18 protein-coding genes are annotated in these 24,677 nt (G+C 44.7%); all 18 read right to left on the bottom strand.

Annotated elements, in window-relative coordinates; genetic code table 11:
* Nucleotides 1-38: 38 nt before the first annotated feature.
* The 18 genes from BLP33_RS10450 to BLP33_RS10365 all read right to left on the bottom strand — a co-directional run bounded on the left by BLP33_RS10450 (nt 39) and on the right by BLP33_RS10365 (nt 24,670).
* Entirely contained in the window at nt 39-3,131 is a 3,093-nt protein-coding gene (locus tag BLP33_RS10450; RefSeq protein WP_090527683.1) for a SusC/RagA family TonB-linked outer membrane protein, read from the bottom strand.
* Nucleotides 3,132-3,172: 41 nt separating this feature from the next.
* The gene (locus BLP33_RS10445; protein ID WP_090527680.1) at nt 3,173-4,879 is read right to left on the bottom strand and encodes a RagB/SusD family nutrient uptake outer membrane protein; all 1,707 of its coding nucleotides are present in this window, start codon (nt 4,877-4,879) and stop codon (nt 3,173-3,175) included.
* A gap of 28 nt (nt 4,880-4,907) precedes the next feature.
* Nucleotides 4,908-8,006 (bottom strand): SusC/RagA family TonB-linked outer membrane protein, encoded by a 3,099-nt coding sequence (locus BLP33_RS10440; protein ID WP_090527677.1) that lies wholly within the window; start codon nt 8,004-8,006, stop codon nt 4,908-4,910.
* Between the two features lie 96 nt (nt 8,007-8,102).
* Nucleotides 8,103-9,107: a DUF4961 domain-containing protein gene (locus BLP33_RS10435; protein WP_090527271.1), complete on the bottom strand. Its 1,005-nt coding sequence runs from the start codon at nt 9,105-9,107 to the stop codon at nt 8,103-8,105.
* Nucleotides 9,108-9,131: 24 nt separating this feature from the next.
* Complete coding sequence (locus BLP33_RS10430) at nt 9,132-9,575, bottom strand: DUF5004 domain-containing protein (protein WP_090527268.1); 444 nt, start codon at nt 9,573-9,575, stop codon at nt 9,132-9,134.
* 25 nt (nt 9,576-9,600) lie between these two features.
* Nucleotides 9,601-11,352 (bottom strand): RagB/SusD family nutrient uptake outer membrane protein, encoded by a 1,752-nt coding sequence (locus tag BLP33_RS10425; protein WP_090527675.1) that lies wholly within the window; start codon nt 11,350-11,352, stop codon nt 9,601-9,603.
* Between the two features lie 406 nt (nt 11,353-11,758).
* Complete coding sequence (locus tag BLP33_RS10420; RefSeq protein ID WP_090527265.1) at nt 11,759-12,589, bottom strand: alpha/beta hydrolase; 831 nt, start codon at nt 12,587-12,589, stop codon at nt 11,759-11,761.
* A 15-nt stretch (nt 12,590-12,604) separates the two neighbouring features.
* Nucleotides 12,605-13,990: an SGNH/GDSL hydrolase family protein gene (locus BLP33_RS10415; RefSeq protein ID WP_090527261.1), complete on the bottom strand. Its 1,386-nt coding sequence runs from the start codon at nt 13,988-13,990 to the stop codon at nt 12,605-12,607.
* A 42-nt stretch (nt 13,991-14,032) separates the two neighbouring features.
* Nucleotides 14,033-15,727, bottom strand: coding sequence for an RICIN domain-containing protein (locus BLP33_RS10410; RefSeq protein WP_090527257.1), 1,695 nt, complete (start codon nt 15,725-15,727; stop codon nt 14,033-14,035).
* Nucleotides 15,728-15,855: 128 nt separating this feature from the next.
* Nucleotides 15,856-18,171, bottom strand: coding sequence for a GH92 family glycosyl hydrolase (locus BLP33_RS10405; RefSeq protein WP_254780096.1), 2,316 nt, complete (start codon nt 18,169-18,171; stop codon nt 15,856-15,858).
* 208 nt (nt 18,172-18,379) lie between these two features.
* On the bottom strand, nt 18,380-19,438 hold the full coding sequence (locus BLP33_RS10400; RefSeq protein ID WP_090527254.1) for an acetylxylan esterase: 1,059 nt from the start codon (nt 19,436-19,438) through the stop codon (nt 18,380-18,382).
* Between the two features lie 248 nt (nt 19,439-19,686).
* On the bottom strand, nt 19,687-20,100 hold the full coding sequence (locus tag BLP33_RS10395; protein ID WP_090527251.1) for an SRPBCC family protein: 414 nt from the start codon (nt 20,098-20,100) through the stop codon (nt 19,687-19,689).
* 3 nt (nt 20,101-20,103) lie between these two features.
* Nucleotides 20,104-20,607 (bottom strand): SRPBCC family protein, encoded by a 504-nt coding sequence (locus BLP33_RS10390; RefSeq protein WP_090527247.1) that lies wholly within the window; start codon nt 20,605-20,607, stop codon nt 20,104-20,106.
* Nucleotides 20,604-20,924 (bottom strand): ArsR/SmtB family transcription factor, encoded by a 321-nt coding sequence (locus BLP33_RS10385; protein ID WP_090527244.1) that lies wholly within the window; start codon nt 20,922-20,924, stop codon nt 20,604-20,606. The genes BLP33_RS10390 and BLP33_RS10385 overlap by 4 nt, the downstream gene beginning before the upstream one ends.
* Nucleotides 20,925-20,974: 50 nt before the next feature.
* Nucleotides 20,975-21,355, bottom strand: a complete 381-nt coding sequence (locus BLP33_RS10380; protein ID WP_090527241.1) for a MauE/DoxX family redox-associated membrane protein — start codon at nt 21,353-21,355, stop codon at nt 20,975-20,977.
* Nucleotides 21,356-21,485: 130 nt separating this feature from the next.
* Entirely contained in the window at nt 21,486-22,685 is a 1,200-nt protein-coding gene (locus BLP33_RS10375; RefSeq protein WP_090527238.1) for a Gfo/Idh/MocA family protein, read from the bottom strand.
* A 10-nt stretch (nt 22,686-22,695) separates the two neighbouring features.
* The gene (locus BLP33_RS10370; RefSeq protein ID WP_090527235.1) at nt 22,696-23,703 is read right to left on the bottom strand and encodes an FAD:protein FMN transferase; all 1,008 of its coding nucleotides are present in this window, start codon (nt 23,701-23,703) and stop codon (nt 22,696-22,698) included.
* A 211-nt stretch (nt 23,704-23,914) separates the two neighbouring features.
* Nucleotides 23,915-24,670: a DUF6882 domain-containing protein gene (locus tag BLP33_RS10365; RefSeq protein ID WP_090527232.1), complete on the bottom strand. Its 756-nt coding sequence runs from the start codon at nt 24,668-24,670 to the stop codon at nt 23,915-23,917.
* Nucleotides 24,671-24,677: the final 7 nt, after the last annotated feature.

Raw genomic sequence — 24,677 nt, 5'->3', positions numbered from 1 at the left:
ACCGCAACGCCGGCCCCTTATGGTTTATCTATTGGTTTTTAAAAACCTGCCTGGATGCCCAGGTTAATCACCCGCTGGTTAATGTACGCATCGCCCGCGGTATTGGTAGCAATTTCGGGGTCCTGCTGATATTTTTTGTAGTTATCAAAAGTGAGCAGGTTATACGCGCTCATATAAATGCGGGCGTTATTAATCTTAAATGGTAACAGCTTGGTTGGCAATTGATAACCGATATCAACCGTTTTTAACCGCACGTAATGCGCGTTTAATAACCAGTAATCAGAAAAATAAGCCGTAGGGCTGTTTACCGAAGTTGGATTGGTAGTTAACCTTGGGAAGGCGGCATTAACCGGGTTTTCGGGCGTCCAGCGTTCCTGGTGTATGGGTTGAAACTGGCTTTGAAATGGTTCGATACCTGTACCAATCACCGCGAAACTGTAATTGAACGATCCCTGCAAAAGCACACTTACACTAAAACCTTTGTAAACTGCCTGCAATGAAAGACCGAGTATGGTGTTTGGCAGGTTCGGATTGCCTATCGGCCTTTTGTCAAACACATTAATAACGCCGTCACCGTTCAGGTCCTGGTATTTCAGATCGCCGGGCTGTAGCGGGATACCGTTATCTGGTACGGGTACCGATTTGCTTCCCGAATTGATGGCGGCAATATCGGCAGCGGTATAGTATCCCAAAAAGTGATAACCATATTGCTGCCCGATTGAATGACCGGTTTGCGCCAGCCATGGATATGCCGGGGTAGCCTCATCCTCATAGAGGATCTTGTTTTTAGCGTACGAGAACACGAAACCAACGTTATACTGTACTTTGCCAAGCGTGCTATGATAGCTGATCTGCCCGTCGAGGCCCTGGTTACGGGTTTTACCGATATTTACGGCAGGCAAACCAACACCCAAAATCTCCGGTATACTCCCCGGTGTAATCAGCTGATTGTAACGGATATCGTGGAAATAATCGGCCGTAATAGATATTTTATCATTAAACAAGTTGGCATCCAGGCCTATGTCGATCTTTTTAGCACGTTCCCAAACTACGTTCGGATTGCCCAATGAGCCTTCATATATAGTATTGTAGTTTTGAGCTGTTTCGCCAAAATTGTAACCACCGCCCTGGTTGTAAACCTGGTTATATACATAACGGTTACCCGGCGCTGCATCCGAACCAACCAAACCATAACTGCCCCTTATTTTCAAAAGACTGAACATAGGGAGCGCCTTTTCAAAGAACGACTCTTTGGCGATATTGTAACCAAAGCTCACAGCCGGAAAAATCCCAAAGCGATGATTAGCGGCAAAGCGGTCGGTGCCGTTATAGGCTACGTTAAAGTCGAACAGAAATTTCTGTTTAAAGTCATATCCCACCTTGCCCGATATACCGCGGAACTTTTGCGGCACACCAACCTGCGCGCCATCAAGCAGCGGATAGGTGAAATACGTTTGCGAAGTTTGATTGAACAACAACAATCCCGAAAAATGGTGCGAACCACGGAATGTCCTGTCGTAGTTGGCATAAAGCTGCAGGTTGTAGTTATTGGTATTGATATCGGTGCTGCCCGTTAAAGCATAAGTTTGATACACATAAGTAGCACCCGGCCTTAAGGAATATTGATTAGTAGCCGGATCGTAATGATAGGCAGGGATACCACCGTTAAAAATTTGCTTGGTAAATTGTTCAATGCTTGAATAAGCAACCCTGCCCGTTACCGAAAGGCCATTGGTTAAAGCATCGAGCCTTTGGGTAGCACCAAAAAGCACGTTAAAATCGGTACGACGGGAATGCTGATAGCCGCCCGTTGCCAGCCTGGCGTTAAGCGTTGGCAGGTGATCGGGATTAAACGATGAATAGGCGTATGAATAACTTCCGTTAGGGTTAAGATACGGCGCTGTAAAAGGCGTTTCTTTGGTAAAATTATATACCTCACTCACGGCGTTCTGGTTATAAGGCTGGTTCAGGTCCGAAAAACGGGCGGTAATGTCCAGTCGCAGATCAAGCGTTTTATTGGCTTTCAGATCGAGGTTTGAGCGAAAGTTATAACGTTTGAAATAGTAATTGGTATTCACCAAACTTTGCGGATCGGCAAAATCACGTACCAAACCATTTTGGTTTAAGGCACCTCCGGAGATAAAATATTTCACCCCGGTTGTACCACCCGAAATATCCAGGTTGGCATTGGTTTGATAGGTATATTTCTTGAAGATCTTGTTATACCAATCAACATTGGGGTGACCGTATGGATCGGATCCATTTTTAAACAGGTCAAGGTCCTGCTGGGTAAAGCTAAGCGGGATGCCGTCATTATGCTGGGCCTCATTAATGAGTACCGCCGTATTGTACGAATCTAAAAACTGCGGCGTTTTAGTAGGCTGCTGGATGCCACTTTCCACACGCAGGTTAACTTTAGGGGTGCCGGCCTTGCCGCGGCGGGTGGTTACCACTAATACGCCGTTAGCGCCTTTGATACCGTAGATAGCTGTAGTTGAAGCGTCTTTCAGAATCGAGATGCTCTCTATCTCATTCACATTGATCTGCTGCAGCTGGTCATAGCTATATTCAATGTCATCTACAATAATCAACGGCTGGTTACCCGATGGGTTTAACGAGCTTACCCCGCGGATATAAAAATCGGAAGCATCCTTACCCGGCTGGCCCGAACCCTGCTGCGAAAAAAAGCCCGGTAATTTACCGGTTAAAGCATTTTGCACGTTGGCTGTTGGCACGGTACGAATCTCACTGGCCGAAATGGAACTTACAGCACCGGTATTGGTGATCCTTTTTTTAGTTCCGTAAGCTACTACGGCTACTTCATCCAAACCGTTGGTATTGGTTTGCAGAATAATATCCATTCTGCCCGATTCCGACACGCGGAGCTCACGCTGGATATAACCGATGAAACGCACAATGATGGTATTTGACTGCCCTTTAAGAACAAGCCTGAACTTACCACCCTGATCTGTAATAGCACCGTTATTGGGGACACCTTTTTCAATAACCGATACCCCTGGCAATACCCCGGTAATATCGCGTACAGTACCTGTTACGGTCCTGCTTTGCGCAAATGACACCGCCGGGAGCAGGATCATTAATATCTGGAAGAGAAGTATTATTTTTCTCATAAAGCTTAATTTTTTTGGTTTAACTGGCTGAAGTTTTGAGATTACCATCCTGGATTTTGTTTCATATTCGGGTTCTTCAAAACCTCGTCATAAGGTATCGGGTACAGGTACATCTTAGGCGCTTCGAATTTGGTGGTGAGCGCATTCACCACGTTATAGGTAAGGCTGGAGCCTATCTTCACAATGCTGATCCCCTTTTGCGGCTGGTTCATTACCGTTTCAGCAATTTTCCAGCGGCGGATGTCCCAGTAGCGGTTCTCTTCAAAAGCCATTTCCAGGCGCCGCTCATTTTGGATGATGGCGCGCATCTCCGCTTTGCTCATACCGGCTTTAAGTCCGTAATTGCCGGTGCCCGCATCTATCCCTGCCCTTCTCCTGATGCTGATAACAGCATTATAAACCTCGGGAGTTGCTCCGGCCGATTCATTGAGTGATTCGGCATAGCCTAAAACCACATCAGCATAGCGCAGGATCTGCCAGTCTATGACATGAGCAGCGTAGGCATTGGTGTTTTCAAAATTGCCCATGAACTTGCGCATGTAATAGCCTGTTTTGGTTTGCTGTAATGAGCCGTTGGGTTTGCTGGCCCCTCCTTCATACAATTGCAGATCTGAGTTAAGCCATCTTGCACCGTTATAGAGCACGGTATAGGTTAAGCGCGGGTCGCGGTTCTGGTAAGGATTATCAGGGTTATAACCTGATGCCGGATCAGTAATAGCCAAACCGCTTTTCATGGGGAAGGCATCAACCAATTGCTGTGTCGGACTGGTTTGCCCCTTGCCTACTGCCCCGGTAAATCCAACCGGACCGTTAGTGGTTTCAATCGAGGATGAATTATCTGTTTGCCGGATAAATATATTTTCAGAGCTGTTTTGAGTCAGAAATACATCTTTAAAGCTGGGCAATAACGAATAAACATTCAGGTCCATTACCGCTTTTTCGGCAGCAGCGGCCTGTGCCCACCTGTCGGCGCTAAAATCGGTGTAACCGGTTAGCGGATTTGAGGCATCGATATTCTGCCCGTTAAATAATGGGCTTGCCGCATACAGCAGTACTTTAGCCTTTAAAGCCATGGCGGCGCCTTTGGTAGGGCGGTGATAATCGGCATTAGGGTTGCTTAGCGGCGCGGTCATCAGGGTATCCTTAATGGCATCGCATTCGCTTACAATATATTTGATACAATCGGCGAAGGAATTACGAGGCAAGGCCACATTATCTGTTATAGTAAACACCTTGTTGCCCAATAAGGGAACGCCACCGTAACGTTTAACCAGTTCAAAGTAATATAGCGCCCTTAAAAAACGTGCCTCGCTTTTCCATACATATTTCATGGAGTAACCATGGTATTGTGCAAGTACCGGCACTACATCAATATTGTTCACAAACTCATTTGCCTTGCGGATGCCTGCGTAGTAATAAGCCCAAAGGTTTTCACCGGCGGGGATGGTATATGAATTATAAGATGCTGTTGAAAGTATGGTTACTACATTTGATGATACCGAAGCCGATGACATGGCATCATCACTGGCCGCGTCAAGGTAGTCGTTCCCTACCCTGTTGTGCCCGTTTTGGAGCGCTGCATAAATCCCATACAGGAACATTTGGGCATTGGTACCTAAGGAGTCCTTTTTGTCAAACACGTAATTGATAGTCACCTTATCAACCGGGAACTGCTCATATTTTTTACAGCCGGCCATTATGGTTAAGATGCCGGCGGCCGCTAAAATTATTTTGTTGAAACTCTTCATGATCGTAATATTTTTATGATGGCCAAAATCAAAGCTTAATGTTAACGCCGGCATTTATTACCCTTTGAATTGGGTAAGCAGTACCGTATACCTCCGGATCAAAATCTTTGTAGCCATACAGTGTATACAGGTTTTCGCCGTTCACAAATATTCTCAAGCCCGATAGCCTAAGCTTATGCGCCCACTCATAAGGCAGGTTGTAACCTACCTCGGCATTTTTAAGCCTTATATAGTTGCCCTTGCGCAGGTACAAGGTTGAGTTGGCGGTATTATTGGCGTTACCTATTGATAACCTTGGCGCAGTAGCCGTAGCAGCGGTTTCGGGTGTCCACCGGCCTAAAATGGTGTTGTACGCCTGCCCGCTGTAAGTAAGCCCGAGGAAACCCACACCTGCAAAGCCGTTCACCTGCGAGTTATTGAACATCAGCTCACGGTTCGCTACGCCCTGTAACAGGAAACTCAGACTAAAACCTTTGTAATTGAAACCCGCCGAAAAGCCATAATAAACCAGCGGCCGGTTACCGCCTATAGCCGAAACATCAAACTGGTTGATAATATGATCGCCGTTAAGGTCTTTGTATTTTACATCTCCTGCCTGTGCGGTGTAACCGGTAGTTGTTGCACTGGTGGCAGCATCCTGGGCATCCTTGAAATAACCGATAGCCGTGTAACCATAAATAGCGTTGGTTGAGCGACCGGTATGCCTGAGCCATGGGTAAGGATATGGCTCTTCGTCGCTAAAAATAATTTTTGACGATTGGATAGAGGCATTACCCGAAATAAAGTAATTGAAATTTTGGATGTGATTTTGATAAGTTAAAGTAAGCTCAGCGCCTTTGTAAAGATTAATACCCAAATTTTCGTAAGGATATGAAGTACCTAACAAAGCAATACTGTTTCCTCTAACCTGCAACAGATCATAATACCTGTCGTGGTAATAATCGGCAGTAATATTGAAATGATTATTAAACAGGGAAATATCGGCCCCTATATCCAGCTTGCGGGCTTTTTCCCAACGGATGTACGGGTTGGCCAATGTGTTTTCAAAATAACCCTGTACCGGGCTTTTGCTGGTACCCGTGCTGTATGAATAACCCTGCGAAGGGCCGTAGGTTTGCAAAAAGTTATAATAACCGTAATTATCTACGTTGTTGTTTCCGGTTTTACCATAGGTGGCGCGCCATTTCCATGAGTTTATCCAGCTGAAATTATCTTTAATAAAATCCTCTTTACCCATTTGCCAGCCAATACCGCCGGCGTAAAACAAGCCATATTGATTGCCCGGAGGATAACGGTTATAACCGCTACTGTTGACAGCCGCTTCAATAAAGTATTTACCGTCATAATTATAACCCGCTTTTAATGCACGGTTTGTTGTTACCTGCGAAAGGTCATAGTTTAATACAACCGAGCGTACATCATACAGTGCCATACCGGTTATATTGCTTTTGCCAAAAGTCCTGTCGTAATTAACTGATGCCTGGGCAAACGAGTAGCGGGCGCTTGAAACCGTACTGAACGAATTGTTTTGCGCAACCGATGAGCCCACTGCCGAATAAGAACTGTCGGCGTTAAAAGAATAGGCATTATTTTGCAATGAGCGATTTAAAAAACTTTGCGATGAAAAAGCAAGGTTGCCTTTTGCCTTTGCCGATAAGCCTGGTGTTATGCTGCTGAGGTTATAATTCAGATCGAGGTTGGCCAGTACATCATTGCTGCTGGTGCGCTGATAGCCTGAAAACTCGGTTTGCGAAAGCAGGTTGTTGGTATATGTTGTTGTACCGCCAAATGTGTTATTTGGATTATAAAGCGGATATGCATTGTTTGGCGTGCTGTAAAGAGCGCCCAATATGTTTCCATATCCTGCCCCTGGCTGCGTGCTTTGCTGGATACGGCCAAATAACTGAAGATCGACCGTAAATTTTTTGGTTACGTTAACCGCGAGATCGGAGTTAATGATATAGCGGTTAAGATCATTATTGGTGTTGTAGGGTACAGCTGATGCGGTGCGGAACATCCCGGCCTGGTCAAGGTAGTTTAATGACACGCTGTACCGCGCTACCTGGGTACCGCCGTTAACATTCAGCTTGTAGCTGGTCATCGGCGAATTATCGCGCAATATGGTTTTAAACCAGTTAACGTCCGGATGTCGTAAAGGGTCGGTGTGGTTGCGGTAGGCGTTAAAATCGGCACTGCTGTAAAGGGCCGGCTTACCATCGTTTTGTAACGCTTCATTATATAAATACGCATATTGATAAGCAGGCAGCGGGTTTGGCAAGCCCAAAGGCTGCTGGGTGCCTGTTTGTGCAGTGAATGAAATATGCGGCGTACCCACCTGACCGCGTTTAGTAGTAATAAGTAAAGTACCGCGCGAACTGTTGATGCCCAGCATCATATTTGAAAGCGCATCCTTCAACACTGAAACCGATTCGATACTTTCCGGATCAAGCGACGCTATCTCACGCTGAACACCATCGATAATCGTTATCGGCCCCTGCCCTCTTAATGAAAGGCCGAACTCGGTATTGTCATTGGCCGAATAATTATTGTGCTGCACTACCGCCCCGATAAAGTCATTTACCGTCTGCACGCCGGTTTGAGGTGCGGCGAAACCGCTATACTGCTGGGTATATAAACCGGGGAGTTGCCCGGGTAAAGCATAGGTATATAAAGTTGCAGGGGTGCTGGTAAGTTGATTGGTATAGATAGTTGATATGGCACCCACATTTTTTGATGTGCTTATGGTATCATAAAGCACATTAATGGTTTTAGGTGCCTGAATATAGGTATCTATGAGCCTCACCGTTAATTTAGCAGTGTTTTTAACGGTAACCTGGCGGGCGTTATAATTCGCGGCAGTAAATACCAGGGCATCTCCCTTTATGGCGTTGATAGCAAACATGCCGTCTTTACCGGTAGTCAGGGTACTATTTTTTCCTTTATTGATTACTTTAACACCCTGCAGTGGGTTACCATACTCATCAAGTACAATACCGCTTACCTGACCGGGCCGTGCAGGCGCCACGGCAGCTGTATCCTGCTGCATGGCTGCATAGCTGGTTTTAACCAGTAGCAGCATCAACAGCGTGATACCTGTTAAACATTTATTTATGTAGCAATAAGCCATATTTTTCAGGTTTAAAATTGTTGGCAAAAGGTTTAAATATCGTTTTAGCAGATCCTGTATAGTTAGATGCATCTGCTTGTTTATTTCATCTACAGATCAACCGCATTTAAATGTATAGGTGAACGGGGCATCAGTATTACCATAGCCTACTTTTACCTTGCCAGTTTTATCTGTAAGGAAGTACTCCATTCTTGTGATGGTTTGCGTATCCCCTGCATTAAAGAATGATCTCGGCCAAAACGTAAGCTGGTACTTTTTACTGGTGGCAGTAGTTTGTTTCAATAATGTTTTAGAGGTTTGCTCACAAACGTTTATGGTTTTGCCATCGCTGGTGTAGGCCTTTGCGCACAGGTAAACTTCACTTGCGCCGCTTAACTGTGTATCGGTAACTGTACCATCAAAAGTCAGGGTTACAAAATCGTTATCCAATGATTTTGGCGGATCGATTGTGGTAAGCTGCGGGTTACAAAAGTCAACCAGGTCACCGCTGCCGCCGGTTACTTCAAAACAGGTATTACCAAGCAGCACACTGTAATAAGTACCATTGCCATCGCTGGTAAAACCGTTACCGCTGTCGGTTATGGTATAGCCCAGTTTAACCAACATGTTATTATTATCGGCGCCTACTTTTGTTTTGATATTCAGGTCGACAATAAACTCTACCCCACCGGTATGGCTGTAGGCTTTATCAGTTTGGTAAGCCACCCATTCCATGTCATCAATAAGGTTACCACCGTTACCGAAAGTTTTTTTCATGTATGCCGACCAGGTAAGGCCGTCGCCCTTTTTAGGTAAAGTACCGTCGGGTATCAGGGACATGGTTCCGTTACCTTGTTTGCTGGTGTAAGTTATGGTGGTATTCTGCGCTGCCTTCCAGCCTTTAGGCACCAAAAAACCAAAAATGAGGTAGTCGGGGCCTCCATCTCCCACGGTAGGGATATCACAGTGTACCGTTATCGGCACAACTGAACCTACGGTAGCTGTGGCCGGCTGATCAACACTGGTAATTTGTTCGCCGCAGCAGGCTAAAGCAATACCCAGCACCACCAAAGCACACAGCTTCCATAAATTTTTACCTTTTATATGTAAATATGATCTCATAATTTATCGGTTGCTTTTAGTTTATCAATTGGCTTTTTCAAGCACGTACACATAAGTATTATTGGTACAGCCCGGACTGAAGGTGATACTAAGCTGCCTTTTGCCGTTTACTATAGGATAAGTAAAAGCTGTTGAAACCGGTTTATCGCCCGTGGCAGTAAAGGTGATCTTAAACGGGTACTGCGGATCATCAAGTGCAAAAGCACCATCCTTGCTTACCAGAAAGGGCAATTTGTTCACCAGTGTATACCCTTTATCGGTAAAGCTGATCCTGAACTGGCTAAAATCAATAATGGAGGTTAAATCGGTGCCATTACGGGTAGCTTTGATCACCCGCCAGTTGCCGGCGATATCTTTGGGAGCCTCGCTTCCGGGAACTATCTTTTCGGTTTTACATGATGATACTGCCATCATAAAGACAGCTATCAACAGCAAGTAAAACCATTTTGCTTTGTAATTATATTTCATATCAATACTATTATACTGTCGGTGATTAATAGCCCGGGTTCTGGATCAGTTCGGGCGATTTGGCTACCTCGCTTTGCGGGAAAGGCCACAGGTACATCGCTTTACGGAAATTGCGTTTGCGCACATCAAATTGTTTGTAGGCCACTGCAGCACCATCGCGGTCAACTTCCATCCCTTTGGTAGTGATGTTGTCAGTTTGGTCGGCAATTTTCCAGCGGCGCACATCCCAAAAGCGGTGCTCTTCAAAAGCCAGCTCAATACGGCGTTCGTTTTGAATAGCCGTACGCATTTCGGCCTGGCTCAAACCCGCGGGCAGCTGGTATGGGTTTAAGCCCGCACGTTGACGGATAGCCTCAACTGCCGAATAAACTAATCCGGTCGGCCCTTCATATTCATTAGCAGCTTCGGCATAGTTCAGCAGGATCTCGGCATAGCGGATCAATGGTAGGCAACGATCTGTCCGGTGCATAAAATCGTTGGCCACGGCAGCCGGGTCGAGCATTTTATTGGTGTAGTATCCGGTGGTAGTGCCAACATGTACGGCATCAGGTCCCGTTGTATTTCCGTTGTATTTACCAACAAAAATATTTATGGGCGAGGTACCCGACGAAAGCCTGATTTGCAGAGGCGTTTGGTCATGGATGATGCTATAATCCAAACGCGGATCGCGGTTAGCATAAGGATTATTGGGATTATAGTTTGATGTAGGGTCTGTTATATTTTTACCGTTGCTCATCGGGAAAGCATCAACCAATCCCTGCAGGGGGAAAGCACCGTTTTTGCCCGTACGGGTCGGTGGCTGCCATAAGTTTTCTAAATCCACGTTGCCGGTCGGGCGCATCAACTGGAAAATATATTCGGTGTTTACACGCTTGGTAAACAGCTTTTGAAAGCCAAAACCCGGGGCGGTGGCATTGTCAACGTTGAGGCTATACACCCCTGTTGAGATAACGGCGGCCGCAGCTTGTTCGGCAAGTCTCCAGCGCTCTTTATCGTAAGCCGGGTATCCCACCAATTCAAGCGTTTTACCCTCACCGATAGATTGCCCGTTGAACAAAGGACTTGCGGCATAAAGCAGCACCCTTGATTTTAAAGCAAGGCAGGCCCCTTTTGATGCACGGCCATAGTTTACCCCCGATTGCACAGTCGGCAGGTCCTGCGCTGCCGCGTCACACTCGGCAAGGATATAATTCACGCAATCGGCATAGGTATTGCGGGCAGCCGGGATCTTATCCGTATAGGTGTAAACACTGTCGCCAAGTAAATGCACACCGCCGTAATGTTTCAGTAATATAGCATAATACCAGGCCCGTAAAAACCGCGCCTCGGCTTTCATTTGTGTTTTGACGAAATTATTGATTGGTGCCTTAGGCAAATTTTTAAGCAACTGGTTTACCGAGCGGATATTGGTATAACAGGTTTTATACGCATCATCGGTAACCACGGCGGCATTGATGGTGCCCGTTTCAAATGCCAGGGCTGTTGATCCGGCAGATGCTGATACTTCCGCTTCGTCGGAGGCAGCATCGATACCGCCGTTAGGCGTAGGCGAAAGTATTGGCCCGTAGGTAAACCTTCCTGCCGCCGCACTAAAACCAACATTGCTGTAAATACCGGCTAAAAACGATACGGTATTAGCACTATCGGTAAACACCGTCTCGCCGGTTAGGTTTGATGTTTGTGTTTGCCCCAGGAAACCTTCCTTTTTACATGAAGTAAAAACAAGGAAGCCCCCGAAAACCGAATAAGCAAGAACCTTAAAGTAAAGTTTTTTCATACTATAGGGGTTAGTTAACATCGTGCTTCGACAGAGAAAATATAAAATCGTTTTAGCAATTTCATATTTTTTAACCCGCGGAGCAAATGTTTTAAAAGCTGTTTGTTAATTGGTTTATAATTCAGATGTTGAAATCTGATACTAATATAGTTTATAAAAACGATTTAGCAAATTTTTCGAGTTATTTTTTTATAATTTTTAAAATCACAATTTCTATACTGGAATTTTAACAATTACAACATTTGCAATCGGTTGAAAATGTTGTAATTGTTATTATAAAAGCGTTATCTATTTAAGTCCATAGTACTTAAGCGGAAGCCACAGGTCTGATTTTCTCTTTTTCGATACCTGAACGTGTAAATTGAACTAAAAACTTAGCACCAATTTATTGGTAACCCGGCATCATTTATTTCATTCCGCCAAAAAAACGACTAAAAAACAGTGCCTGGTAGTTGATGGAATTGCCCCAAAATTCCCAGGTATGGCCTCCCGGCCTTACAGTATAATCATGGGGGACTTTGCGTTCAAGCAACTTTTCATGCAGTTCCTGGTTAGCCTGGTAAAGGAAATCATCATAACCAACATCAAAAGTAATAGCAAGTGAGTTGGGTTTTAACAGGTAGATGAGGTTTACCACGCTGTTTTGTTCCCACCTGTCGGGGTGTTCGCTGTATTTACCCAATACGCGTTCGATGCCGAAACTATCCGGAAAAGGCCTGATATCAACCGCGCCACTCATGCTCCCGGCAGCACCAAATTTGTCTAAATGCTTAAAAGCTATATACAACGCGCCATGTCCGCCCATACTCAAACCGGTTATGGCCCTCCCCTTTCGGTCAGTTATGGTTGAATAATGCTTATCTACCCAATTCACCAGCTCGGTACCTACATAGGTTTCGTATTGTGAATCCTTAATGGTTGGGCTATCAAAATACCAGCCAGCAAAATCGCCGTCGGCACAAACTATAATAAAATGATAAGTATCGGCCAAACCGGCAACAGCAGGGACTTTTTTAATCCAATCGCTGTAATTGCCGCTAAAGCCATGCAGCAGGTATAATACCGGGTACTTTTTGGTGCTTGAATAATCGGCCGGCTTGATCACCACAGCCTTAATGTCTTTATTCATTATAGCACTGTGGGTCAGCACCGTATCAACCGTTGCGGCAGCAGCTTTCCAACTGTAAACCGCAAGGCCAATAAATAATGGAATAGATAGTAACTTTTTAATATTCATCAGTATATAGTGATTTTATTTTGAGGCGATGATGGTGATGCGATGGTTTTGCGGTTTATTGATAGCATAGATCTGGTCGGTAAGTACATCCATTTCTTTTTGCCAGGCATCGCGCAGGCTTTTGTAACGGGCACGGGTATAGTTATCTTTATTTCCGTTAACAAAAATGTCTTTTTTGGCATACTTGCTTATGGTATCCATAGCGGCGTTGGTATCATGGAATAACAAGCCTTTGCCTTTTAAAAAGTCAAACTGCATCCAGGTATACATGCGGATACGCCTTTCAATGTCCCAACGTTCCTCGTTCAGTTCCCTGATCTGGATGGCCTGCTGATATTGCGGTGTTATAGTGATCTCGGCCAGGTTGATACCTGCGCCCAATTGCTCAGCCGACCAGCTACCCATTTTTTCGCCATCGATAAGTACATTATAATTAGCTGCTTTTAACCCTTTAACGGCAAGCAACTCCTGGTTCATTTCTTTGGTAAACGGCACAACCTTAAGCGCATCGGCTTGTTTTTTTCGGTTTCCCCAGCCACGCGGAATGGTATCAATGGGGTACGGCAATGAATTTGCGAGGTAATTGAACGATACGGAATCTGCCGAAGAAACCACGTTAGTTACTTTACAATTCACCGCCTTAATGGTCTTTTTACTTTTTGCATCAACAGCCACATCAGCCACTACCTTATTGCTGAAGCCCTGCGCCTTTAGAAAAAGATAAGCCATCACCAGGTGTCCGTCATTGTCCGGATGCACCCTGTCATTAGGCGTTAAGCTGAAGGTGGAATCTTTGGCTTGCTCACGCAGGTTGATCTCTGTCATGGGATGATAGAAATCAACATAACCCCAGTTATTTCTTTTCGCTGCTGCTTGCTGAAAATCGATCACCTTTGAAAAAGCCGCACTTTTTTTAGGATAGATGTTTTTTGTAGTAAACTTGCTTGTTTCATCATAAGGCGAACCAAGAATAAAAATTTTACGGATCTCGGGGTGTTGCTTTAGTTTGTTTTCCAGCAGTGCATAGTTATCGTATGAGCCCTGGATCCTTTTATCCATAACATCCTGTGCATCGGGGCGGTACCATTCAAAATAACCGGTGTCGTTCATGCCCCAGGTAAGGGTTAACACATTTGGCTTTTTGCTGAACACATCATCTTCAAAACGGTCGTTGATCTGTCCTACAACATCGCCGCCAATGCCGGCGTTATAGCAGGTTATCCGCATGTTAGGGAAACGGGTCATATAATACAGCCAGATGTACGAGTGGTAATGGCCCCCATCTGTAATACTGTTGCCAACAAAAGCCACCCGGTCGCCCGCGCGAAATGGCGCTATGTTTTGGGCAGTTACTGCTCCCCGGGCTGCTATCAGTACTAATAATAAAATCAACTTTTTCATTAACTGTTAATTATAATGTGTTCAGCAAAAAATAAATTCAAACTATAAACCCACCAGGCTGTACGGAACCCTTACTGCTTTTACCTGGTAAAAGTTAGGATCCTGGTTATTATTTACGCAGGTGGTTGTGCTGCAGCTGCCGCCATCACCATTATAATTAAGGCAATAGGTAACAAGCAATTCGTTATGTCCGTTTATAAACTCAGCGTGGATGGCCGGGGTATAGTACTTTGCCAAATGGCCCTGGTAAACATCATTGATGGTGAAAACCATTTTAGGCGCAGTGAAAGGCCCCTTAGGACTATCGGCCGTTGAAATATAAATGTTATGGCTCGCCGGATCACAAAAATAGCCCAGGTCCATTTGCATCATTACATATTTATTGTTCACTTTTGATATGGTCACATTTTGCTGCGTGGTATTGCCCGCACCTACGTTTATAGCTGCCGCCGAAGCGGTTGTACGGGTTGACGACCATGAAGAGCCTGTCCAGAACGACCAGTTAGACGGGTTACTTACCGGGAAGCGGGCCAGGAATACATTGGACGTATTGAAGAAAACGCTTTTGCTTCCGTAAACATATACCGAGTCGTTAGTAGCGTTTTTAACCATCCCGTTTGAAAACCCGGTTTCTGTTTGGCCCGACATACCCGCAGGTGTTAACCGCGCGGCTGTACCCCAGTTAAGTCCGGATGTGTTTTGAGTTAAGTCATAAAGCACCTGGTTTTCGGGTGTAGATCCGTTGGCCGATTCAAATGTGTAAAGATAAACGTGGCTACCGGCCTCAATTCCTGCGCCGGGCCAGCGATAGGTTGAGTTATGATCGCCCGGGCTTTCAATGATCTCCATGCTGTTTACCGGCGAATTATTGGTAGTGATATTTGGCGTAAGTGATTGATCCCAGCTGTGACTGGCCGGCTGCAGCAGGGCCGAATTATGATATTTAAAAAACTGGCAATATAACTGTCCGTTACTTTGAAGCTGTGACGATTCATAGGCATCTTCGGTTATCCAAAGCACTTTTCCGTTGTTGGCCCCATAGGTAAGCGGGATACTTTTTCCCTCATCAAAAGCCACGGTGCCATTGGTACGGTGAAAAAAGTTCACGACATCATCGTCGCGGTAAGCCTCGGCTGTAAGCCCGTTAAGCAGCCAGGTTTGCGCCGTATTCCCGGCAACAAATATTTCCTGGGTAATAGGCGTACCATTAGTGGCAGATGATCCATGATTGGTGACCGCAAGCCCATTACCCACATTAATAATTTTATAAACGCCGGTACTTACTGCCTGAATATACCATTGCTGGGCATTGTTAGTGTTGGCTTTATCCTGCCATAGGCCTGTACCGGGATTCGTGGTGGCCAAGGGTACTTCCAGATATTTACCGCTGGCTACGTTCATGATCTTAAATTTGGTAGTGCTGGTTATAGCGCCGCTACCCTGTTGTACAATTATCCATTTTTGGTTGGGAGCCGTGGCCGTACCACTGCCCGAGTATTGGTTTTGCTGCGCACCGGTGCCATCATTAAGCATACCGCTGCTATTAATTTCAATAGCTTTACCGCTTAACACGTTGGTGATGAAAAAGGTTCCGTATGAGCTTACCGGCGATCCGCTGGTTAGTTGTACAGAATCTGTGCGTACAAAAGGTTTGGGGTACTTAACGGCAGCTTGTTTGCTGCATGAGGCCAGCAAGGCCATGGCCGTCATGGTACAGGTGAACAGGTTTGTTTTCATAATTTGGTTTGGTTTATAATTTGGTTTGATGTTTGGTTAGTGCTGTCAAATCATTCAATTTATAAAATCGATTTAGCAATTCTATATAAAAAACCTGCTCATCTTTCCTTCACGCATATCCTAAATTATCAGATCCCCCAGTTTTTATTGGGTGTTGCGCCCATACTTAGTTCAAGGGCGCCGCCTGCCGCAATATCCTTATAATCGATATAGCATTTATTATAGGTTTTGCCGTTAAGCTTTGCTCCCTGTATATAAATATTTTTTGCCGAATTATTATTGGCGATGATGGTAAAGGTTTTACCCTTTGCGTATTTAGGATCAAGCTTTAACGTTACTTTATTAAATACCGGACTGGTGATCTCCTGCCTGGTATCGCCGGGACAAACCGGATGCAAACCACTCGCTGCCAATACATACCAGGCCGACATTTGCCCCACATCTTCGTTGCCTACTAAACCCTCTACCGAGTTTTTATAAGCCCGGCGGCAGATCTCACGGGTCCATTTCTGGGTAAGCCATGGAGCGCCCAACCTGTTATATAAAAATGGAACATGGTGCACAGGCTCATTGGAATGATTGTAGTAATCGTTCCACATCATGTTATCGGGCGTTTTTTCAAAAAGATTGTTCAGATCAGCTATCACCTTGTCGCGGCCGCCCATCAGTTTTGCCATACCATCAACATCCTGCGGCACAAACCATCCCTGCTGATAAGGGTTGCTCTCAATACAGCCGTACCATTGTTTAATCCGCCCCTCTGCAGGCCATGGAAGCCAGTTGCCGGTACTATCCTTAGGCCGGAACCAACCTTTATCCGTATCAAAGATGTTTTTAAATGCCTCTCCCCTTTCGCCGTATTTTTTTACGTCTTTTGTTTTGTTAAGCGCTTTTGCAAGCTGTGCAACGCACCAATCGTTATAGGCGTATTCAAGCGTATAGCTTATGCTGCCACCACCCGGAGTAAAACCCTTATCGCCATTGCCAAATTTTTCAACAGTGCTCACCGCTAATTTATAGGCATCTGGTATATTATAATTACGGATGCCTTTGGCATAAGCATCGGCCAATACAGCTACAGCCGGGTTGCCAAGCATACAACCGCTATATGCATTCAGCAGTTCCCAGCGCTCCAGGTAATCTTTCTTCTTTTCATTCGCAAGCGTAACCAGCGAATTAACCAGGTCATTAACCAGCGAAGGGTTAATAATGGTTTGTAAAGGCATCTGGCTCCTGAAAACGTCCCACCCGCTAAATATGGTGCGTTTTTTAAATGTTGTAGTATGATGAACCTTGCCATCACCACCCATATATTGCCCGGTAACATCGCTTACAATGCGGGGATCGATCATGGTATGGTACAATGCTGTATAAAACACCGTTTTTTGCTCTGTAGTGCCCCCCTGGATACTTACTTTTGATAAGGCGTTATTCCAGAGGTTAACGGTATGCTGATGAACAGCATCGAAATTCCAGTCCTTTATTTCGGCTTGCAAATTGGCTTTGGCACCGGCTATACTCACAAATGAAATACCCGATTTAAGCAATACCTGTTCACCTGCTTTGGTAGCAAATTCGCTATAAAAACCAAGGTGCTTTCCCTGCTTTTCCTTCAATCCTTTAAGGATCTCAGCATTAGCTACGCGTTCCTGGTATTTATCGCCGGTATCGCTTGGAATATCGGCACTCCAGATACCATAGTTTTTAAGCGGCTTGCTGAATTGTGCATAAAAATACACTGTATAATCTGCATGTCCATCACCATTGCCCCATCCGCCACCGTCTGGGGTGCATTTCATAAAGCCCTCAATAGTGTGGTCATCAACTACTTTTACATATTGCAGTGTTGACGTTCCCCCTACCCTTCGGGCCAGATCAATCTGGATACGCGATTGTTTATTTTGAGAAAAGGTAAAGCGCAACATGCCGCTATGAGGGGCGGCAGTGGCTTCGGCCTTGATATGATTATCAGTTAGCAGAACACTGTAATATCCGGCCGATGCTTTTTCAGTGCTTTTATCGTAAGCAGAACGATATCCAACCCCTTTAGTGCCTGGTTTACCGGCACTGGTTTTAATTGGCCCCGCTGTAGGCATTACCAAAAAATTCCCCAGATCGCCATACCAGCCAATGCCACTCATTTGAGTAAAAGCAAAGCCTTCAATACTTTTATGTTCATAGCTATAGCCCGAGCCATTGTCGCCTCCGGTTATGGTGTTTGGGCTTAACTGTACAAGCCCGTAAGGTGAGGCAGCGCCCGGAAACGTTTTACCTAAGCCATGGTAAACCCCTGCCCCATCGGCGCTGGTGCTGGCACCTATAAAAGGATTAACATAGGCAGCCACATTTTGCGCTTTCAGCACTGTTGCCGGAATAAACAACATACCCGCGGCAAATACGGTTATTAAACATTTTTTTAAGGCTGGCAGCGTAGTTATGTTCATAATAGCAGTACCGGATAGAAAGTTTAGTTTACCGTAAGTTTTTTTTGACAGATAAACCTTCAGAACTAAAATTGACCGGTATTTATAAATTGGTTATTGCACGACCAAATTATATAATAAAATCGATTTAGCAAATTTTTGTTAATTTTATTTTTTCAGATAAATATTCTGTCTGAAGCTTCCATTAACATTGCAGTGACATACATACCTACAGCCATTTGCTAAACCAATCCAACGTCATTTTTAAATGTTCAGGCGTAGATGTATGGAATAGCTTTGGCGTTACATCGCGCATAATCTTATCGGTTGCCCCTTTCGATCTATATGCTTGTATGGCCGAAGCGTAAGCTATGTTTGCTCCGGGAAGCGGGCAATTGGGATCATTTTCTGTGCCTACAATCAACACGGCACGGGGCGCTATCAATCGCAGCATCGACGGACAATCGAACTCGCCGGTGATACCGGGTAATAGTTTATCCCATACAGCCTGTACATTATGCTTGTTTAATACCGAATCGCCAAGGTCTTTGGCTGCCTGCAAATGCGCTCCCCGGATAGTACCTGCCCGCCCCTGCCATTTATCATTATCTAACGACCATTTGAAACTCTGCACTGCAATATCCAGTACAATTACTTTTATCCGCTTATCTACTGATGCCGCAAGCCATGTTTCCATCCCTCCCATGGATATGCCGCCCATACCAATGCGGTTGGCATCTACATCAGGCCTGCTTGCCAGGTAATCGGTTACCCGCCAAAGATCGAAAGCGGTATCAAACAAAAATGGATGCGTTTGATGGGCTTTGTCCTTATTTTCCCAGGCAGCGGTGGCAGCTGCTACGTATTCTTTTGAGCCGTGCGCGCCTCCGGCAATGCGTTCGCCATGAAAGCGGGCATCAATGGCTACGCCCATGATCCCTCTTTTAACCAATTGGTACAACATGTTTTTGTTGTCTTCCTTTTTACCACCTGTACCATGTAAAAAAATTACAGCAGGGTATGGTTTTATACCGGTAACCGGCTTATAAATAAGAATAGGCACCCGTTCGTCCTTTTCGCTGTAAATAAAACCGTGCTCTATAATAACCGAATCTGTTTGTGTTATTGTAATGGATGGATTTAATGGAACGCGTGGCCTTTCCAGCAGTTTTTTAAAATCAGCGGCAACCTTATCAACTGGAGGATAATTTATTTGCTGCGCAAATGAAAGCAAAGAGCATACCGATAATGTAATACAGGCACAAAGCACCCTGATCTTAAACAACATAACATGATTGATTTATAGGTACAATGTATAAAATATACAGATTAATGAGTGTAACAATACTAACATACTACGTGAGAATATTGAAGTGTACAGGCCGGGACAGGAAGCGGGGAATTGGTAAAAAGAATAATAGTTTTGTTGAGTACATTTTCCTACTCCTAAACTAAGGGCAGAGTAAAAAGTACGAAAGCTGAATGTCTCCATCCAGCTTCTGTAAAACTACCATTAACGGTAACTTTCTGAGCACATTAATTTTCTTCGGCGTATTTTTTAAAGTTGTTAAGTATCGCCTGCCAGCCATTTTTTTGCATTTCAAGGGGATTTTGATCTTCAGGATCGAAAGCTACCTCAACTTCAGTTTGATTATCATTGGCTTTGAAGGCAACCGAGGCCTGCCTGCCGTTTGGCATGGTATAGGTAAACTTTTCACCGTCAACAATTTCGTCATAAGTAGCTTCAAAGTCAAAACCAAAGCTCCCGTCTTTAGCTTCCATTCTTGCCGAGTATTTTCCGCCTACCCGCATATCATTTGATGCAGAAGGACATTGCCATGAAGGATCTGCAAAGTTCCATTTTGTAATGTGTTCGGGATTGGTGTAATAATCCCAAGCTTTTTTAGCATCTGCATTTACCATAGCGGTAACGGTGATCTTGTTGCTCATTTTTTACTTTTTTAAGGTTAATAATAATTGGTCAAGCTTTTCAAGGGTTGCCATCATTCCCTGTTCCATGCCCATCTGGATAACAGTTTCCAAATCTGAAAGCGATTTGTAAGTTACAATGGTTTCTACCAAAGCGTTTTCTCCTTTATCGGTAAAATTCACAAGCCACTCCGCACGGGGAAGATCCTTATTTATTTCACCTTCTGCGTTACAAAAAGCATCCAATGATGTATAGTAATCAATGGGTTTGATTTTCAGATAGTCTGTCCAGCCCCAATATTCTGTACCGTTGGGCTCTACCATGGCATAGTGCCAGTGGCCACCTTCGCTAAAGTCCATTGATTTGGTTTTGGTGGTTAAGGGCGCTGGCGCAAACCACTGATCGAGCAATTCGCTTTTAGTATAACAGTCCCAAACCAATGGTCTGTCGGCTAAAAACTCACGTCTGATGGTCAGCGTATTTTTTACTTTGTCGGCAATAAAATCAAAGTGCAAGTTGTTTTTCATTTTTGTTGTTTTTTTAAGGTAGCTAAAAGGTTATCGAGTTGCAGGAACCGAGTTTCCCAAATCTTACGGAATTGCTCCAGCCATTTGTCTATTTCTTTCATTTTGTCAATCTCCAGTTGATAGTAGATCTCACGCCCCTGGTGTTCCTGTTTCACCAGTTCGCATTCGGTCAAAACCTTCAGATGTTTTGAAATTGCCTGCCGCGTAGTGTCAAAATGCTCGGCGATGGCATTAGGTGTCATTGCCTGTAAGGCGATTAAGGCGATGATAGCCCGCCGTGTAGGGTCGGCAACAGCCTGAAAAATATCTCTTCTCATTGAAGTACTATTTACGAACCGGTTAATAAGACCGCCGGTTCATTTAAAACTTATTTCCTGATCATGGGCAGGTATTTTTCCCAATTGTCAATAATTACCCAAAGAACAATTGCGATCAATATCAATACGATAGGTAAACCTGATGGGGCCATACTGATATTAGCCAATAAAATACCGGTTAAAAGAGGTACGAGTACTACAGCACCAAGCGCCCTGGTTCTTGGGATGATCAATAATACACCGCCAAGGATTTCCATGGCACCCACCAGCGGCATTAGCCAGCCTATTTGCATAAAGGCCTGCCCCGCTTTCACCATTTTTTCAGGCATTTCTTTAGGCATGGGCATGTAATGAAAAAATTTGTCAAGACCGGCGTTGATAAACATTAGCCCGGTTAACAGGCATAAAACAAATAGGATTTTAGTTTTCATGGTTTGGTTTATTTAAATAAGAAACTGATTGGTTGCAAATATATGCGCAACTAATTGGTTTCACAAATTTATTTTGATTTTTTTAGTTATAAACACAAAGCCCCGATATTTGCGATATCGGGGCTTCTAATTATCCAATCTTATAACTGTTATCCCAGTTGCAGATCTTTTTGCTGTACAGCGCCTGGTTGCCCAGGTGCACACTGATGGCGGTGCGGGCTCCCGTGAATACATTACTATCCGGTAGCTCATTATGCTGTATTTTCTGATAAAAATCGTTGAATGCATACCAGGTACCATCTTTCGTCGCCTCGGGCAGAATGGGTGTGCCTCCTTCTTTATTCCATACAATACGTGTTGCACCGGTTACGCCGTCTACTGTCCCTTTTTCTTTCAATAGTTTTTTCTCGGGGTAAAACATGCCCTGATCAGTTAGCAGGGATACAGTACCCAGGGTACCTTTAATCTTGAAAAGATATCCGTCATGCGCATTGCCGCACATTGCGCCGAAATTACCGATCAGGCCCAGGTCCGGGTAACGTAACATCAGTTGTACATTATCATAGGTCTCCCTGCCATCTTTAAACACATCTATCCCGCCAGTGGCAAAAAACTCCTGCGGATGGGTATCAAAAACCCAGTTAATAAAATCAATCTGGTGCGAAAGCAGTTCGGCCGCCAGTCCTCCCGAATATTCTTTGTACATGCGCCAGTTGATGGCCCGTTCCAGTGAAGGATCAGGCACCGGGCGTCGCCAATTGCCATTGCGGTCCCAGCGGCAATCCACTTGTGTTACTTTACCCAGGTAGCCTTTATTGATCATCTCCTTAACCCGGTAATATAAAGGCGAATAGCGGTACTGGTGACCAACCTGCAGCACCTGGTTGCTGCGGCCATGCATCAGGCTCACAAGCTCAAGCGCTTGATCAATGGCATAGGTCATCGTTTTTTCCAGGTATAAATGTTTGCCCGAGCGGATAACATCAGCAGCCACAGCGTAGTGCAGGTACAGCGGAACAGCAACGATGATCGCCTCCACCTGCTTATCATCAATTAATTTACGGTAATCCGTATATATTTTTACTGAACCTGGCTTAACCAGCTTTTGTGCTGCTGTCAGTCTGAAATCGAGCACATCGCATAAGGCAGTAATCTGGAACTGATCGGGCATTCCGTTAAGGATATTCATAATCCCGGTACCACGGTCGCCACAGCCTACAACTGCAATTTTAACGGGATCGGCCCCGGGCTGTATTGCGCTCAGGTTTTGGTTTAGCAATAGTCCGCCTGTTAGCAGGCCTGTATTTTTCAAAAAAGTTCTTCTCTCCATTTATCCAGTTTTATTGTTGATATCCTTTAAAGTAAGCAGTAACCGTATCTGCTATACGGCCATCCGGCTTCCGGTATACAATATAAGCACCCAGATCCTTCCGGTTTTTCAGAAAGTTCAATGTGCGTTTTAATCCCATTGTCATAAACCCGTTATCATAACCATCCGCTGTTATTGCATCTTTTGCATAAACGGTAACGCTGATCATTTCGTTTTGAATTGGATAACCTGTTAACGGATCCATCAGGTGCGAAACCTGTTTGCCGCCTGCTTCATGATGTTTGCGGTAATTGCCGGATGTAGTAATGGCGCCATCCCCCGGCTCAATCACTTTCCGCATCGGGGCCGGATTCAGGTCATCGCCACTGATGCCTTCAATGCCCACCTTAAACGGTTCGTTGCCGGGTTTATGGCCTTTAATACGTAATTCGCCACCCAATTCGATGAGATAGTTATGAATGGAATGCTGTTCCAATAACGAAGCCAGCAGATCGACAGAATAGCCCTGCGCGATGCCGTTGAGATCCAGTTGTACTTCCGGCTGGGTTTTGTGTAAAAAAGTACCTTTCAAACTGATTTTATCCGCTCCTACATGATGAAGGAGGTTTTGCACTTCTTCCCGGTCGGGGTCATGTGCCGGTTTAATTACACCAAATCCCCAGGCATCAACCAAAGGTTTCACTGTGGGGTCAACCAGCCCCCCGGTTGCGTGGCTGATCTGCAGCGCACGGGTGATCAGCACACGAAAAATTTCATCTATACGGATACCTTTTGCAGAACGGTTGAACTGGCAGATAAGCGAATTAGGCTGATATAGGGACACCGACTGATCAAAATGCTTTAACAGGCTATCCGTTTGCGCTGTATTCACCAGGCTGTCGGGCGCATAATACACGATACCATATGTGGTACCTTGTGCATACCCCTTCAGCTCGAAGCGGCGGAGCGGCTCCTGCTGTACGAAAGCACAGCATACCAAAATAAAGACGCAAGGATACGCCAGTAAGGTCGTTTTCATAGTCAGATAGCCAAATGTAAGCATTCAGCCGCTTTTTCATCTCATTGCGTGAAATAAGCATAGCGATCATCTGCAGTGCCGGGAGTATTTGTGAAAAAAATGGAGGTATTTGTTGGATCTGTGCGCTTCAAAGTATTTCCAGAGAGAGTCAAGCCGGATATTCAAATCCATTCTACAGTAAGCTCAACCTATGAATATACAATGGAGTTGTTCAATCTCTCTGGTTCCTGTCTTTAATTTCAAAATAACATTGATTGCAAACAACTTTAATGTCTGCGAAAGCCATTGCGTTATCAGTCCACTCGCCGTCTCTGAGCCTGATCTTTTCGCACTCATCACACCATGCCTGATAGTCACCATCAGGATCAAATGATGGATGGGAATCGAAAGCCTCATGGAAACCAATAGATTTATTACTAATTAAATGCTGACAGACAAATGCAACACGATCAGACACATGTGTTTCACAATCGATATACTTATTTTTGAGATCGTTGTATTCTGCTTGTGTTAGTTCATTAGTAAAAATAAAATACATAAACAGATGATCGTGCGGTATGCGATATGAACCAATCGCGTTTAACAATTTTGCCGAAATCGCGGTCATTTCCCAACCTGTATATTCATCCCCTTCAAACAGACCTTCAATAAGCTGTTCAAAATCGTTTTCTAATCCGAAAGCTTTCACTTTTTCCAAAGAACGGCTGACGTGTTTGGGGGTGGTAATGTTATCCCAAGCCCATTTCCAGGTGTTGTCTTTGGTTGAAAATGAACCGACATCAACGTATTTAAAATACAAATTTCTTTCATTGTCCGATTTGAAATGAAATGCACCAACGCCATGGTCGTAAAACCATTCATCATAACTATCAATATCATACAACTTCATAAATTCAGGTTGTAACGACATTAGATGTGTTACACATTGACTTTTAAATTCTTCAAAATCGTGTTCCTGTGACAGCATAGAACGA

Origin of the sequence: Mucilaginibacter sp. NFR10, assembly GCF_900100445.1 — a bacterium.
Lineage (GTDB): Bacteria > Bacteroidota > Bacteroidia > Sphingobacteriales > Sphingobacteriaceae > Mucilaginibacter > Mucilaginibacter rubeus.
This window is presented reverse-complemented; position numbering and strand designations above follow the sequence as displayed.